A 14,725-nucleotide genomic window follows, 5' to 3' on the forward strand; every position below is an offset into this window, starting at 1 on the left:
CTAATGTTTTTCTGAATGATTGTGCTCTTGTTTTTCTCTTTCTCTTTTATAATTTTCACCTGAAGATTTCAAGATTGTTTTAACTTCCGCCTGAGCAATAACAGGGAAAGTTCTAGCATATAGTAAAAATAAAACAAAGAAGAAACCTATTGTTCCGATGAAGATACCGATGTCAACAAATGTTGGAGAGAACATAGTCCAAGATGAAGGAAGATAATCTCTGTGTAACGAAGTAACAATAATTACGAAACGTTCAAACCACATACCAATATTTACAACAATTGAGATTATGAAAGAGAACATAATACTAGTTCTCAATTTTTTTGACCACATAAATTGTGGAGAGAAAACGTTACAACTCATCATTGCCCAATAAGCCCAAGCATAAGGTCCTGTTGCTCTGTTTAAGAAAGCATATTGTTCGTACTCTACTCCTGAATACCAAGCAACGAATAATTCCGTGATATAAGCAACACCAACTATAGAACCAGTAATCATAATTACTATATTCATTAATTCAATATGCTGAACGGTAATATAAGCTTCTAGGTTTGAAACTTTTCTCATAATAATCAGCAATGTGTTTACCATTGCAAAACCAGAGAATACAGCACCAGCCACAAAATAAGGAGGGAAAATTGTTGTATGCCAACCAGGAACAACTGATGTAGCAAAGTCAAATGATACAATTGTATGCACAGAAAGTACTAAAGGTGTTGCTAATCCTGCTAGAACAAGAGAAACTTCCTCAAATCGTTGCCAATCTTTAGCTCTACCACTCCATCCGAAACTTAATATAGAATATATCTTTTTATTGAAAGGCGTTACAGCTCTATCTCTCAACATAGCAAAATCAGGAAGTAAACCAGTCCACCAGAAAACTAATGATACTGAAAGATACGTTGAAATTGCAAATACGTCCCAAAGCAATGGAGAGTTGAAGTTAACCCAAAGGGAACCAAATTGATTAGGAATTGGAACAACCCAATAGGCTAACCAAGGTCTACCCATGTGGATAATTGGGAATAAACCTGCTTGAACAACTGAGAAAATTGTCATTGCTTCCGCAGAACGGTTAATAGCCATTCTCCATCTTTGACGGAAAAGTAAAAGTACAGCAGAAATTAATGTTCCTGCGTGACCGATACCAACCCACCAAACGAAATTGGTAATATCCCAAGCCCAACCTACAGTCTTATTAAGACCCCAAGTTCCGATACCAGTTGAAATGGTATAAGTGATACAACCTATTCCCCAAAGGAAAGCTGCTAATGCAATTGAAAAAACGGTCCACCATTGTTTGTTTGCTCTTCCTTCAACAGGCGCAGCAACATCGACAGTCACATCGTGATAACTTTTATCACCAATAACTAATGGTTTTCTAATGGGTGCTTCGTAGTGAGACGACATAATCCTTTATCTTGTTTCTTAATTAATCTTTATTTTACTAGGTATTTCTAACTTTAACGTGGTAGATAACGTTTGGTTTTGTACCAACATGCTCTAATAAATGATACATTCTTTTATCTTCAAGTAATTCTGCTACTTTAGATTCTTTATCATTTACATCACCAAATATCATTGCTCCAGATGAACAAGCATTTGAACACGCAGTTTGGAATTCACCGTCTTTTATTTCTCTTCCTTCACGTTTTGCATCAAGAATTGTTTTTTGTGTCATTTGAATACACATCGAACATTTTTCCATTACTCCACGAGAACGAACGTTTACATCAGGGTTAACAACCATACGACCTAAATCATCATTCATATGGAAATCAAACTCATCATTATTGTTATACAAGAACCAGTTAAAACGACGTACTTTATAAGGACAGTTGTTTGCACAGTAACGAGTACCAACACATCTGTTGTAAGCCATTTGATTTTGACCTTGACGACCATGAGAAGTAGCAGCTACCGGACAAACTGTTTCACAAGGTGCGTGATTACAGTGTTGACACATAACAGGCTGGAAAGCTACTTGAGGATTGTCTGCTGGACTTTCCATCTGGCCAAATCCGCCTAACGAACCTTTATCTCCGAATAAACCGTCAAATTCTTCTTTTTTCTTGTTGTCGCCAGCAAAAGTATCTTCAGAAGAATAATATCTATCGATACGCAACCAGTGCATATCACGACTTCTTCTAACTTCAGATTTACCAACTACAGGCACATTATTTTCAGCGTGACAAGCAATAACACAAGCTCCACATCCTGTACAAGCATTTAAATCAATTGATAAATTAAAGTGATGCCCTGTTGATCTGTCGAAAGATTCCCATAAATCAACTTTAGTTGCTTCAACTTCTTTATGATCTAAAGAAACCATTGGAACAGGATTCCATTCTTTACTATCTTTTGCAGTATTAAAAATTTCTAATGTTGTTTCTTTAACAATGTCACCTCTACCCATTAAGGTCTTTTGAGATTGAACACATGCAAATTCATGCTCACCACTTCCTTTAGAAATAGTAACCGCTTGCACATTGTTAAAATTATTATAGAATGCATAAGCATTAATACCAACTTGCATCTCTTCTTTCAATGCTGCCTTTTTACCGTATCCTAATGCTAAACCTAAAGTACCTTTAGCTTGTCCAGGTTGAACAATTACCGGAACATTTTCAATTTTAACACCATTAACGTTTAATGTAGCATAACTTCCGTTAAGACCACCATTTGCAACAATCTTGTTTTCTAATTCAAGTTTTTCAGCATCAAATTGAGAAACAGTTACATAGTTATCCCAAGATACTCTTGTAATTGGATCTGGAAACTCTTGTAACCAAGGATTATTTGCTTGTTGACCATCACCTAATCCTACTTTAGTATATAAAACTAACTCAAAACCTTGAGCTGGCTTAGACTGCGCTAAAGCAGAAGCTGCGCCAGAGTAATCAGCTGTACCACCACTTAAAGTATTTAATGAAGTAACAAAAACTCCATCATGTAAAACTTTATTCCAAGATGCACCACTAGTATAAGCAACAGAATTGCCTTTAATGTAATCATAGTATGTTCCTGCAATTCCATTCCAAGACATTAGTGATTCTTGAAATTGTTTCGTACTGAATAATGGACGAATAGTAGGCTGAACTAAAGAATAAGTACCTTTAGTTAAAGTTAAATCATTCCAAGACTCTAAATAATGTGGAGTTGCCGCTGCTATTGTAGAAAGTTCGGCTGTTTCATCTTCTTTCATAGAAAAAGAAACAGATGTTTTCACTTTCTTCAAACCATCTACAAATGATTTACTATTTGATAAAGTGTACACCGGATTAACACCGCTCATAATAAGCGTATGAACTGAACCAGCATTCATATCTGAAATTAACTGTGCAACTTTTTCATTAGAACCTTTTCTAATAAGTCTTGTCCCGGCAGTTAATAAAGCTTCACTTTTTAAAACTTGATTGATAGCAAAGACTAACAATTGTGCATTTTTATCTTGAATACCACAAACTAAAAGTCCTTTGCTTCCAGCAGACTTTAATTGATTCGCTGCTTTAACAACTTCCACTTCATTTTCAATTTTAGAAATTGAAACAGACGCACCAGTTATAACAGAATATATTTTTAGTAAAGCTAATTTTTGATTAGCTACAGTCATCGGTACTCTCTTATCAGCAGCAGCACCAGATAAAGTCATATTTGCTTCAAATTGAAAATGCTTAGACATTTTTCCAGCTTGAGGAATTCTTCCTTTAGCATATCCAGCATCAAAACCACCACCTTGCCAATCACCTAAGAAATCAGCACCAATAGAAACGATTGTATTTGCTTTTGAAAAATCGTAATCTGCTAATCCTCTTTCACCATAAACTAGTTCAAAAGCATCAACTGCTGCAGATTCAGAAACCGCATCATACACAACGTGTTTTGCAGTTGGATTTTTAGAAATAAAATCAGAAATTAATCTTTCAGTAGAAGGACTTGCCAAAGTGCTTGTAAGTAAAACCACTTGCTTTCCAGAAGACTTAGCTTCTGAAAGACTAGCTTTAACTCTAGCATCTACTTCTTTCCAAGTAGATGACTTTGCATCAACTTTTGGACCTTTTAAACGCATACTATCATATAATGATAATACTGAAGCGTGTACTCTCGCGTTAGCAGCGAATTTAGCACCATCAATAGCGTTATTTTCAATTTTGATTGGACGACCTTCTCTTGTTTTAACTAAAAGGTTTGCAAAATCAAATCCGTCAAACATAGTAGTTGCATAAAAATCAGCAACACCAGGAATAATTGTATCTGGCTGAACTACGTAAGGAATTGATTTGTGAACAGGACCTTCACAAGCAGCCAATGATGCAGCTGCAGTTGTAAAACCTACGTACTTTAAGAAATCACGACGAGTAGTTGATGAAGAAGATAATGAACTATTAGCTAAAAACTCATCCGTAGGGATTTGTTCCACAAATTCATTAGTTCTAAGCGTCTCAACAATAGAACTATTTTCGTTTAGTTCCTCAACACTTTTCCAGTATTTTTTGTTAGATGACATCGTATATAAATATTAGCTTCTTAATAATTTGATTAATAGTGACATTTACCACATTCTAAACCTCCCATTTGTGCTGCAGTCAATTTGTCTACACCATATTTTTTAGAAAGTTCTTTGTGAATTTTATCGTAGTATGCATTTCCTTCCATTTTAACATCGGTTTTTCGGTGACAATCGATACACCATCCCATTGTTAAAGGAGCGAATTGCTTTTGAATTTCATAAGTTTGAACTTCACCGTGACATTTTTGACATTCAATACCACCAACAGTTACGTGTTGCGCGTGATTGAAATATGCAAAGTCTGGCAAATTGTGTATTCTAACCCACTTAACTGGCTCAGTTTTTCCAGTATATTTCTGAGTGCTTTGATCCCAACCAACTGCTTTGTACAATTTCTGAATCTCTTTATCATAAAAAGCTTTTGAATACTCTTCAGTAGCAGTAGTATCTGAAACTTCTGCAATATTTTTGTGACAGTTCATACATACATTTAATGAAGGAATACCCGCATGCTTGCTTACCCTCGCAGATGAGTGACAGTATTTACAATCAATACCATTACTACCAGCATGAATTCTATGAGAATAATGAATTGGCTGCACCGGAGCATAATCTTGATCAACACCAACCTGCATTAAAAATCCATAAACAAAATAACCACTTGCTAGCAATAATAAAATTGCAGATACCAGCACTAAAAATTGATTTTTTGCGAATGCTTTCCAAAGTGGAATAGTTTTCACCTTTTCAGCAACTTCAATACCATTAGCTTTTGCAACTTTAGTCAACACATTGTTTACTAAAAACAACATAACAACTAAGATTAGCATAACAAAAGCTAAAGCCCCTAAAATAATATTGTTTGAAAGACCACTGTCATCCGACTTAACAACACCAGGCACACCAGCAGGAACTGGCGGCTCTGCTTTAGGTTCGTTAGTATAAGCAATGATATTATCAATATCTGCAGTTGACAAATTTGGAAATGCAGTCATTACTGCTTTATTATTTTCCTCATAAACTTTTACAGCTTTTGCATCACCAGATTTGATTAAGGCAGAACTGTTATTAATCCACTTGTACAACCAAGGCATATCATATTTTGCAGATATACCTCTAAGAGCTGGACCTGTCATTTTTCTATCTAAGTTATGACACGCTGCACAATTTGCATTGAATAACTCTTTCCCTTTTGCAGCGTCACCTCCAGCTGTTGCCGCAGGCGCACTTGCTGCCGCAGCTGGCGCTGCTGCAGGATCAGCCGCAGGTGTTGCCGCCGCATCTTGTGCAAATGAAGAAAAAGAAAAACTCAGCAATAAAGCTAATCCGAATGCATAGATTCTTGAAATCGAACTATGGTTACCCACTTTTTTCATATTATAAATGATTATCGACTAAATTTTGGTATGGTTTTTTCTATAATACGAATAAACTAACCAAATTACTTTTTTTAAAAACTTGAGCAAAAATACGATTTAAGAACTATTCTCAAAACCATAAATATATCTTAATTATTAATTTATATTAATTCTAAATAACTTTTAATTTTACACCTATAACTTTATCTATTACATTTGCATAAAAATCAAATCATTATGAACTATTTCACAGAAAAAAATTCCTTAAAACTACTATTTTTGACTCTTTGTTTATTCAATATTAATTCTATAAAATCACAAAATGTTGTTGTCAATCAAGACTTAAAATTTGAACAGTTACTAAATGAAAAAAGAAAAGTAAACTCCTCAATAACAATAAACAACAGATATAAAATTCAAATTTTTAATGGTAATAGTGAGGCTTCTAAAAAAACTTTGATACAATTCAAAAAAGAGAACAAAAGCTATGACGCAACCATAATTTTTAATACGCCATTCTATAAGGTTTGGGTAGGAAATTTTAAAACAAGAATTGAAGCTGAACGAAATTTAAACTTATTAAAGAAAAAATATCCAAATGCAATTTTAATTAAGCCTTCTAAAATTTAAACAAAAAAAATCCCGATTAACTCGGGATTTTTTATTTGAACTAATTTATTTCAGCTTTTTCTTAACTTCAACTTCTTGGAACGCCTCAATAATATCAAGCTGCTCTATTTCGTTGTAGTTTTTAATTTGGATACCACAATCATATCCTTTCGAAACTTCTTTTACATCGTCTTTAAAACGCTTCAGAGCCGTTAACTCACCTGTAAATATAACTACTCCTTCACGGATAATACGGATTCTAGAATTTCTAAAGATTTTACCATCTGTTACCATACATCCTGCAATTGTACCCACTTTAGAAATCTTGAATGTTTCACGAATTTCTGCCGTACCTGTAATTTCTTCTTTCAACTCTGGAGATAACATACCTTCCATTGCGTCTTTTAAGTCATCAATTGCATCATAGATAATTGAATAGTTTCTGATATCAATCTCTTCTTTATCGGCAAGTTGTCTTGCGTTTCCAGCAGGACGAACATTAAATCCGATAATGATCGCATCTGAAGCTGAAGCCAACATAACATCGGTTTCAGTAATTGCTCCAACTCCTTTATGGATGATATTAATTTGAATCTCTTCAGTAGATAATTTGGTGAAAGAGTTAGACAATGCTTCTACAGAACCATCAACATCTCCTTTTAATATAATATTTAATTCTTTAAATTGTCCTAGAGCAATACGACGACCAATTTCTGCCAAAGTAATATGACGTTGTGTTCTCACAGATTGCTCGCGCATTAACTGTGTTCTCTTCGCTGCAATTTGTTTAGCTTCTCTTTCGTCTTCGAAAACATTAAATTTATCACCTGCAGTAGGAGCACCATCTAAACCAAGAATAGACATAGGTGTTGAAGGGCCAGCTTCTTTAATACTGTTACCTCTTTCATCATACATTGCTTTAACCTTTCCGTGATTTTTACCTGCTAAAACATAATCACCAACTTTTAAAGTACCAGATTGAACTAAAATTGTTGAAACATATCCTCTACCTTTATCTAACTGCGCTTCAACAACTGTTCCAACCGCGGCTTTATTAGGATTTGCTTTTAAATCTAAAATTTCAGCTTCAAGCAATACTTTTTCTAAAAGTTCTTTCACACCAGTTCCTGCCTTAGCAGAAATATCGTGCGATTGATACTTTCCACCCCAATCTTCAACAAGCAAATTCATTGAAGCTAATTTCTCTTTAATTTTTTCTGGATTAGCGTGAGGCTTATCGACTTTATTAATTGCAAAAATCATTGGAACTCCTGCTGCTTGTGCGTGAGAAATTGCTTCTTTAGTTTGAGGCATAATATCATCATCGGCAGCAATTACGATAATCGCAATATCGGTAACTTGTGCACCACGAGCACGCATAGCTGTAAACGCTTCGTGACCAGGTGTATCAAGGAATGTTATTTTTTGACCATTATCTAATTGTACTGCATATGCACCAATGTGTTGTGTAATTCCGCCCGATTCACCTGCAATAACATTTTCTTTACGAATATAATCAAGTAAAGATGTTTTACCGTGATCTACGTGACCCATTACCGTAACAATCGGCGCTCTATTTACTAAATCTTCTTCTCTATCTTCAATTATTTCAATAGACTCTTCAAGATCGGTTGTAATAAATTCAACTTCATAACCAAATTCATCAGCAACGATAGTTAATGTTTCGGCATCTAAACGCTGATTCATTGTCACCATAATTCCTAAAGACATACAAGTACCGATAACTTTAGTAATTGGCACATCCATCATCGTTGCTACTTCACCAACAGTAACAAACTCGGTTACTTTGATTGTTTTGCTACCTTCATCTAATGCTCTTTGCTCATCATCTGAACGTTGACGGTGTGTATCTCTTTTATCTCTTCTATATTTAGCTGCCTTAGATTTAGAACCTTTACCTTGAAGTCTTTCAAGTGTTTCTTTAATTTGGTTTTTAACCTCTTCTTCTGTAGGCTCAACTTTTTGAACAATAGCTGGTCGATTTCCTTTTTGGAAACCTCCTCCACCTGGCTTGTTAGCCGTGAATTTATTTCCACCTGTACCTGCTGGTTTATTTGGACCGCCTTGGTTATTTCCTCCCGCATTTCCTGGACGAGCTTCACCTGGTTTTGGTGGAATTCTTTTTCTTTTATTTTTGTTAGGATCAACTTTGTTTGCACTATTGATCTTAGGTGGCGTGGTTTTTTTAGGTTTGTTAAACTGAGATAAATCAATTTTTTGACCTGTTAAAGTTGGACCCGAAAGATTTTGATATTGTGTAGTATGCGTTTCATCAACAGCAGGAGTTGCTTCTGCAACCTTTTCAACTTTTGGAGTTTCAACTTTTACTGGCTTTTCAACTGCAACATCCTCTTTAGGCACTATTTTAACTTCAGCAACCACAGTTTTTTCTTTAACCGGCTCTGGTTTTTCATTTACAGCAGCTGGTTTTTCTTCAACTTTTTGTTCTGATTTTACGCTTTCAGATTTATTAGCAACAATTGGCTTAGGGTCTAAATCAATTTTGCCAACTTGTTTAGGACCAGAAACTACAGCTTTAGCTTTAATTACTTCAAGACGTTGACGCTCTTCTTCAACTTTTCTTTTGTCTTCAATTTCTTTCTCTCTTTCAAGACGAAGCGCTTCTTTTTCTTTCTTAATTTCTTCGCTAACTCCTTTAGACGCCTCTTTATTGCCTTTGTCTCCGGCAAATTGATTTTGTAGAATATCAAACTCTTTATCAGATATCTTAGCGTTTGGATTTGCGTCAATAGCAATTCCTTTATCCTTAAGATAATCGACAGCTCTCTCTAACGAAATATTTAATTCCCTTAAAACTTTGTTTATTCTAATATTTCTTTCTTCAGACATAAAATCTTTTATAAATTCTTTTTTTTATTGGGGTGAAAAATTAGTCCTCAAACTCCTCTTTCAATATGCGCATTACTTCTTGTATTGTTTCTTCTTCTAAATCAGTTCTTCTTGCTAAATCAGCTACATCTTGTTTTAAAATACTTTTGGCAGTATCCAATCCAATTTTAGCAAATTCATCAATAATCCAACCATCTATTTCATCTGAAAACTCTGTTAATTCAACATCATCATCTTCAGCTGTACTTCCTTCTCTAATTACATCTAATTCGTATCCAGATAATTGACCTGCTAATTTAATATTTTGACCACCACGACCAATTGCTTTAGAAACTTCTTCTAATTTCAAGAAAACTTCAGCGTGCATTGTTTCTTCGTTAATTTTAACCGAAGATACTTTAGCTGGACTCAAAGCTCTTGTAATTAACAAAGAAGCGTTGGTTGTGTAATTAATAACGTCAATATTTTCGTTTCCTAATTCACGAACAATTCCGTGAATACGTGAACCTTTCATACCAACACAAGCACCAACTGGATCGATTCTATCGTCATAAGAATCAACAGCTACTTTTGCTTTTTCACCAGGAATTCTTACTACTTTTTTAATCATAATTAAACCGTCGAAAACTTCTGGAATTTCTTGTTCAAATAATTTTTCTAAAAACTTCTCAGAAGTTCTAGACATAATAATTTGTGGCTTATTACCTTTTAATTCAACGCTTTCAATAATTCCTTTAACATTATCTCCTTTACGGAAAAAATCAGAAGGAATCTGTTTTTCTTTAGGCAATACAATTTCATTACCTTCATCATCAACTAAAATTACAACTCTTGGACGAACGTGATGTACCTCTGCTGTATATATTTCACCGATAATATCTTTAAATTGTTTGTATAAATTTGTATTATCGTGTTCGTGGATTTTAGAAATTAAGTTTTGACGTAATGCCAAAATTGCTCTTCTTCCTAAATCTATCAATTTAACTTCTTCAGATACTTCTTCGCCAATTTCAAAATCAGGCTCTATTTTTCTAGCATCAGAAAGTGTGATTTCTAAATGCTCTAAATCTAAATCATCATCAGCAACTACAATTCTTCTTTGCCAAATTTCCATATCTCCTTTATCAGGATTTATGATAATATCAAAATTGTCATCAGAACCATACTTCTTTTTTAAAGCATTTCTAAAAACATCTTCTAAAATCGCCATAAGCGTTACTCGATCAATAAGTTTATCATCTTTAAACTCTGAGAATGATTCGATTAATGCAATATTTTCCATTATTCTATTTAATTAAAATTTATTGTAACAACTGCTTCTTTTATTTCTTCGTAAGGTAAATCTAGTTGTTTAAGTACGGTTTCCTTACCTTTACCTATCTTTTTTGGTTCTCTTGCTGACCAAGACAAACTTATTTTTTCGTCATCGGCTTTAACCAACTCAGCTTCTATTGTTTCATTTTGGGTTTTCACTTTCAAAGTTCTTCCAATATTTTTTATGTATTGTCTTTTCAACTTTAATGGCGTTCCAACTCCCACAGAGGCAACTTCTAATTCAAAATCGTGCTCTTCTCTGTCTAAATTATTTTCAACAACTCTGCTGATATCTATACAATCTTGAAGATTCACACCCTTATCACCATCCAAAGTTACAACAATCTTGTAATTATCTGAAATTGATAAGTCTATCAAAAACATTTCTGGCTTTTCAGATAAAGCTTCGTCTAGAAGATTTGAAACCTGTTCTTTAAATGTCATATTTTTATAAAAAGAGGGAAGCAGTGCTTCCCTCATTATTCATTTCTGTTTAACAATGGTGCAAATATAGAAAAAAATATTTATATTAAATTCATTGATTTTTATATTTTTTTCATACCTTTATAGTATACATAATTAATAACCTATCAATACACTAAATATAAAGTAATATGAAAAAAATTCTTATACCTACAGACTTTTCTCAAAACGCTGAATACGCTTTAAAAGTTGCCGCACAAATTGCTAGAAAAAACAATGGTGAAATTATATTATTACACATGCTAGAGTTTCCAAATCAAGCAAGTGATGCTATTGGATCAGGTGCCGCAATTCCTGAAATAATGTTTTTTAAGAATGCCGCAATAAAAAAACTTGAAGACCTAATGGACGAAGAGTATTTAGAAGGATTAAAAGTCTCAGAAATTGTTCAATTTGAATTAGCTTTTGACGGAATATTAAAAATTAGCCAAATAAATGATGTTGATTTAATTGTAATGGGTTCGCACGGCGCAAGTGGATATAAAGAAATGTTTATCGGTTCAAATGCTGAAAAAGTAGTTCGTAATTCAAATGTTCCCGTGTTAATCATCAAAAAAGAAGAAAAAGATTTCAAAGTAAATAACTTTGTTTTTGCATCTGATTTTAGTGATGAAGTTAAAAAGCCATTCGAAAAAGTTGTTGAATTTGCCACAAAATTTGATTCTACACTGCATTTGGTAATGGTTAATACGCCAAATAATTTCAAATCAACTTCATCATCAGAAGAAACAATGAAAAAGTTTCTTGCTAACTTTAATGTCGAAAAAGTTGAAACCCATGTTTACAACGAAACTAATGTTGAAAAAGGCATATTAAATTTTTCTAATAGCATTGATGCCGATTTAATTGGAATGAGTACTCACGGCAGAAAAGGTCTCTCCCACTTCTTCAACGGAAGCATCAGTGAAGATTTAGTGAATCACGCCACAAGACCAGTAGTCACATTTAAAATATAAATAAAATTAAATAAGCCCTCAGTTGAGGGCTTATTTTTTAGGACTACATCTATTATTAGTTTTCAAAATTAATTACAAAAAAAAATCCCAACTAAAAAAAGTCGGGATTTTATGTTGGTCTACTAGGACTCGAACCTAGAAAGACTGCACCAAAAACAGTTGTGTTACCATTACACCATAGACCAGCTTTCAAAACAATTTCAAAATAAATATGTTATTTTGTCCTTGATTGCGGGTGCAAATTTAATACAAAATTTATTTTACACAAACATTTATGTAACTTTTATCTAAAATTTAATTAAAAAAAAATCTTAAAATCATAACTAGCTAATTTATTTATATTTAGATAATATAATTTTATACACTTATCAATCGCTCGAAAGTTAATCGTAGGTTAAACATAGAACAAAACGATGATTTATAAAATAAATCGTATTATTTTTGAAATTAGAATTAGGATATGAAACAAAAAATAAACATACTTACAATATTATCAACCATAGTACTACTAGCGCTCTGTATTATGCAATATTATTTGGTTAAAACCACCTATAATTACAAAGTTGCGCAATTCAAAATTGAAGTTAAAGAAAAGCTGGCTCAAATAACTAATGACTACAGCGACATTGACAGCACATTGTTTAACAACAAAGATTATATATACAACGAACTAGCCGAAAATTATCTCGTTGATAGAAATTATCGTTCACAAATTAGAAAACAACTTATTGAAAATCATTTGAGGAAACAACTAACTGAAAAATTGCAAAAAAAATTCAATAAAGAGTTTCCTGACAATTCCATAGATTTCGCGATAATTCTCAACAAGTTTGTTATGTATACTAATGCAAAAAAAGTAGACACCTTGTTTGCAGAGAAACCATTTATTGAAAACAAGATGTATGGGAATCTTAACTCATTAGATGACGCTTTTTTGATTAGGAATTATGTCGGAACAACGAGCGCGAATACCTCAAAATCAAAATTTAAATTGTTAACAGAAGATAGCTTGTATGTTTCTGTAAAAAACTGGGAATTGATAGTTTTAAAAAGAATGTCATTGTTACTGATTTTTGCTTTTGCGTCTATCATTACTTTGATAACAATATTTGTAATAACAATTAAATCGTTAATAAAACAAAAGAAAATCAGCGATATTAAAACTGATTTTATCAACAATATAACTCACGAATTAAAAACACCGCTTACTACATTATCGGTTTCGACAAAAATTTTAGAACGCAAAGAAGTAAAAGAAAATGATCTGGTTTATAATCAACTTATTCAAACTATCAATAGACAAAACGAACGTTTACAGAACTTAATTGATCAGGTAATGAGCAATTCGTTGGGTTTTGAAGAAATAGAATTAAATAAAGAGAAAATCAAAACCAACTCTTTTTTGCACACCATAATTGATGATTTTAAACTTGCCAATCCTTCTATTGAAATTCAAACCAGTTTTAATTCTGAAACGCAATTAACATTAGATAAATTTCATCTTACGACGGCTATTGTGAATGTTTTAGAAAATGCCGTTAAATATGGAGCAAAAACCATTTATGTGACAACTAACATTGAAAACAACGAATTTAAAATTAGTATTGAGGATGACGGAATTGGTATTGCCAAAAACAAACAAAGTTTACTATTTGACAAATTTTATCGAGTTGAAAAAGGAAATCTTCATAATACTAAAGGTCTTGGACTTGGACTTTATTATGTAGATCAAATCATAAAAGCGCATAAAGGAACTATCAATTTGGTAAGTGATTTAGGAAAAGGAACCCGATTAACATTATCAATTCCATCTTAAAAGATATGAAGAAAATACTTTTAGCAGAAGATGATATCGACTTTTCTGAAGTTTTAATTCAGTATTTACAATTACATAATTTCAATGTAGTGTGTGCAGAAAACGGCAATAAAGCCTTAGAAATTTTCAAAAACGAGCCATTTGATATTTGCATTCTAGATGTAATGATGCCCGAAATGGATGGCTTTACATTAGCCGAAGAGCTACTTAAGATTAATCCAGATACTCGTTTTATATTTTTAACCGCTAAGCAACTAAAAGAAGATCGAATAAAAGGCCTTCAACTAGGCGCTGATGATTATGTTGTGAAACCATTTGAAGCCGAAGAATTAATTTTAAGGATAAATAATATTTTAAAAAGAAGTGAAACCAATTTAAGCAACCCAGAAACCGATAAAATTCTTATCGGAAACTATGTATTTGATACCAAAAGAATGTATTTAAAAATTGGTGCAAAAACACAACAACTAACCGAAAAAGAAGCTACTTTAATTTTATTTCTCTTCAATAATAAAAATCAAATAATTAAAAGAGAAACTATACTTAACGCGATATGGAATAACAACGATTATTTTTCAGGAAGAAGTATGGATGTTTTTATTACTAAAATTAGAAAATATTTTCAAGATGACAGCCGCATAACCATTGAAAGTAAAAGGTTTATTGGACTTGAATTTAAAATCAATGAATAAATTTATTTAACTACTAAAATAGTGACCTTGTTGATGGTCAAAACAATAAAATTTCGTAAATTAATATAAATAACCCAAAGAGATATTGCAGATTAAGCCTTAAACAATTATTAAAT

10 protein-coding genes and 1 tRNA gene are annotated in these 14,725 nt (G+C 32.8%); 4 read left to right on the top strand and 7 right to left on the bottom strand.

Annotated elements, in window-relative coordinates; translation table 11 throughout:
* Genes nrfD through Q0050_RS04940 form a run of 3 tightly spaced genes read right to left on the bottom strand, consistent with a single transcriptional unit; the run spans nt 1 to nt 5,886 of the window.
* A complete protein-coding gene (gene nrfD, locus Q0050_RS04930; RefSeq protein WP_298392895.1) occupies nt 1–1,410 on the bottom strand; it encodes an NrfD/PsrC family molybdoenzyme membrane anchor subunit in 1,410 nt (469 codons plus the stop codon).
* A gap of 37 nt (nt 1,411–1,447) precedes the next feature.
* Nucleotides 1,448–4,507, bottom strand: coding sequence for a TAT-variant-translocated molybdopterin oxidoreductase (locus tag Q0050_RS04935; protein ID WP_298392897.1), 3,060 nt, complete (start codon nt 4,505–4,507; stop codon nt 1,448–1,450).
* A 32-nt stretch (nt 4,508–4,539) separates the two neighbouring features.
* On the bottom strand, nt 4,540–5,886 hold the full coding sequence (locus Q0050_RS04940) for a c-type cytochrome (protein WP_298392898.1): 1,347 nt from the start codon (nt 5,884–5,886) through the stop codon (nt 4,540–4,542).
* 219 nt (nt 5,887–6,105) lie between these two features.
* Between Q0050_RS04940 and Q0050_RS04945 the strand changes: the two genes are divergently transcribed.
* Nucleotides 6,106–6,498, top strand: a complete 393-nt coding sequence (locus tag Q0050_RS04945; protein ID WP_298392899.1) for an SPOR domain-containing protein — start codon at nt 6,106–6,108, stop codon at nt 6,496–6,498.
* A 45-nt stretch (nt 6,499–6,543) separates the two neighbouring features.
* Here the strand turns inward: Q0050_RS04945 and infB are convergent, their stop codons facing one another.
* Genes infB through rimP form a run of 3 tightly spaced genes read right to left on the bottom strand, consistent with a single transcriptional unit; the run spans nt 6,544 to nt 11,106 of the window.
* Nucleotides 6,544–9,348, bottom strand: a complete 2,805-nt coding sequence (gene infB, locus Q0050_RS04950) for a translation initiation factor IF-2 (protein ID WP_298392901.1) — start codon at nt 9,346–9,348, stop codon at nt 6,544–6,546.
* 40 nt (nt 9,349–9,388) lie between these two features.
* The gene (nusA, locus tag Q0050_RS04955) at nt 9,389–10,630 is read right to left on the bottom strand and encodes a transcription termination factor NusA (RefSeq protein ID WP_298392903.1); all 1,242 of its coding nucleotides are present in this window, start codon (nt 10,628–10,630) and stop codon (nt 9,389–9,391) included.
* Nucleotides 10,631–10,638: 8 nt separating this feature from the next.
* Nucleotides 10,639–11,106: a ribosome assembly cofactor RimP gene (gene rimP / locus Q0050_RS04960; protein WP_298392905.1), complete on the bottom strand. Its 468-nt coding sequence runs from the start codon at nt 11,104–11,106 to the stop codon at nt 10,639–10,641.
* 170 nt (nt 11,107–11,276) lie between these two features.
* On the opposite strand from rimP, the gene Q0050_RS04965 reads away from it, so the two are divergent.
* On the top strand, nt 11,277–12,101 hold the full coding sequence (locus Q0050_RS04965) for a universal stress protein (RefSeq protein ID WP_298392907.1): 825 nt from the start codon (nt 11,277–11,279) through the stop codon (nt 12,099–12,101).
* Between the two features lie 114 nt (nt 12,102–12,215).
* On the opposite strand, the gene Q0050_RS04970 is transcribed toward Q0050_RS04965, so the two are convergent.
* Nucleotides 12,216–12,286, bottom strand: a tRNA-Gln gene (locus tag Q0050_RS04970).
* A 275-nt stretch (nt 12,287–12,561) separates the two neighbouring features.
* Here Q0050_RS04970 and Q0050_RS04975 point away from each other — a divergent pair.
* Both Q0050_RS04975 and Q0050_RS04980 read left to right on the top strand, forming a co-directional pair.
* Nucleotides 12,562–13,917 (top strand): sensor histidine kinase KdpD, encoded by a 1,356-nt coding sequence (locus Q0050_RS04975; RefSeq protein WP_298392909.1) that lies wholly within the window; start codon nt 12,562–12,564, stop codon nt 13,915–13,917.
* Between the two features lie 5 nt (nt 13,918–13,922).
* On the top strand, nt 13,923–14,609 hold the full coding sequence (locus Q0050_RS04980) for a response regulator transcription factor (protein WP_298392911.1): 687 nt from the start codon (nt 13,923–13,925) through the stop codon (nt 14,607–14,609).
* The last annotated feature ends 116 nt before the right edge of the window (nt 14,610–14,725 follow it).

The organism is Flavobacterium sp. (genome assembly GCF_027483985.1).
GTDB lineage: Bacteria > Bacteroidota > Bacteroidia > Flavobacteriales > Flavobacteriaceae > Flavobacterium.

What these genes read in the sequence shown, in the direction of transcription:
- nrfD (WP_298392895.1), bottom strand. Translation starts at nt 1,410, where the DNA reads ATGTCGTCTCACTACGAAGCACCCATTAGAAAACCATTAGTTATTGGT.
- Q0050_RS04935 (WP_298392897.1), bottom strand. Translation starts at nt 4,507, where the DNA reads ATGTCATCTAACAAAAAATACTGGAAAAGTGTTGAGGAACTAAACGAA.
- Q0050_RS04940 (WP_298392898.1), bottom strand. Translation starts at nt 5,886, where the DNA reads ATGAAAAAAGTGGGTAACCATAGTTCGATTTCAAGAATCTATGCATTC.
- Q0050_RS04945 (WP_298392899.1), top strand. Translation starts at nt 6,106, where the DNA reads ATGAACTATTTCACAGAAAAAAATTCCTTAAAACTACTATTTTTGACT.
- infB (WP_298392901.1), bottom strand. Translation starts at nt 9,348, where the DNA reads ATGTCTGAAGAAAGAAATATTAGAATAAACAAAGTTTTAAGGGAATTA.
- nusA (WP_298392903.1), bottom strand. Translation starts at nt 10,630, where the DNA reads ATGGAAAATATTGCATTAATCGAATCATTCTCAGAGTTTAAAGATGAT.
- rimP (WP_298392905.1), bottom strand. Translation starts at nt 11,106, where the DNA reads ATGACATTTAAAGAACAGGTTTCAAATCTTCTAGACGAAGCTTTATCT.
- Q0050_RS04965 (WP_298392907.1), top strand. Translation starts at nt 11,277, where the DNA reads ATGAAAAAAATTCTTATACCTACAGACTTTTCTCAAAACGCTGAATAC.
- Q0050_RS04975 (WP_298392909.1), top strand. Translation starts at nt 12,562, where the DNA reads ATGAAACAAAAAATAAACATACTTACAATATTATCAACCATAGTACTA.
- Q0050_RS04980 (WP_298392911.1), top strand. Translation starts at nt 13,923, where the DNA reads ATGAAGAAAATACTTTTAGCAGAAGATGATATCGACTTTTCTGAAGTT.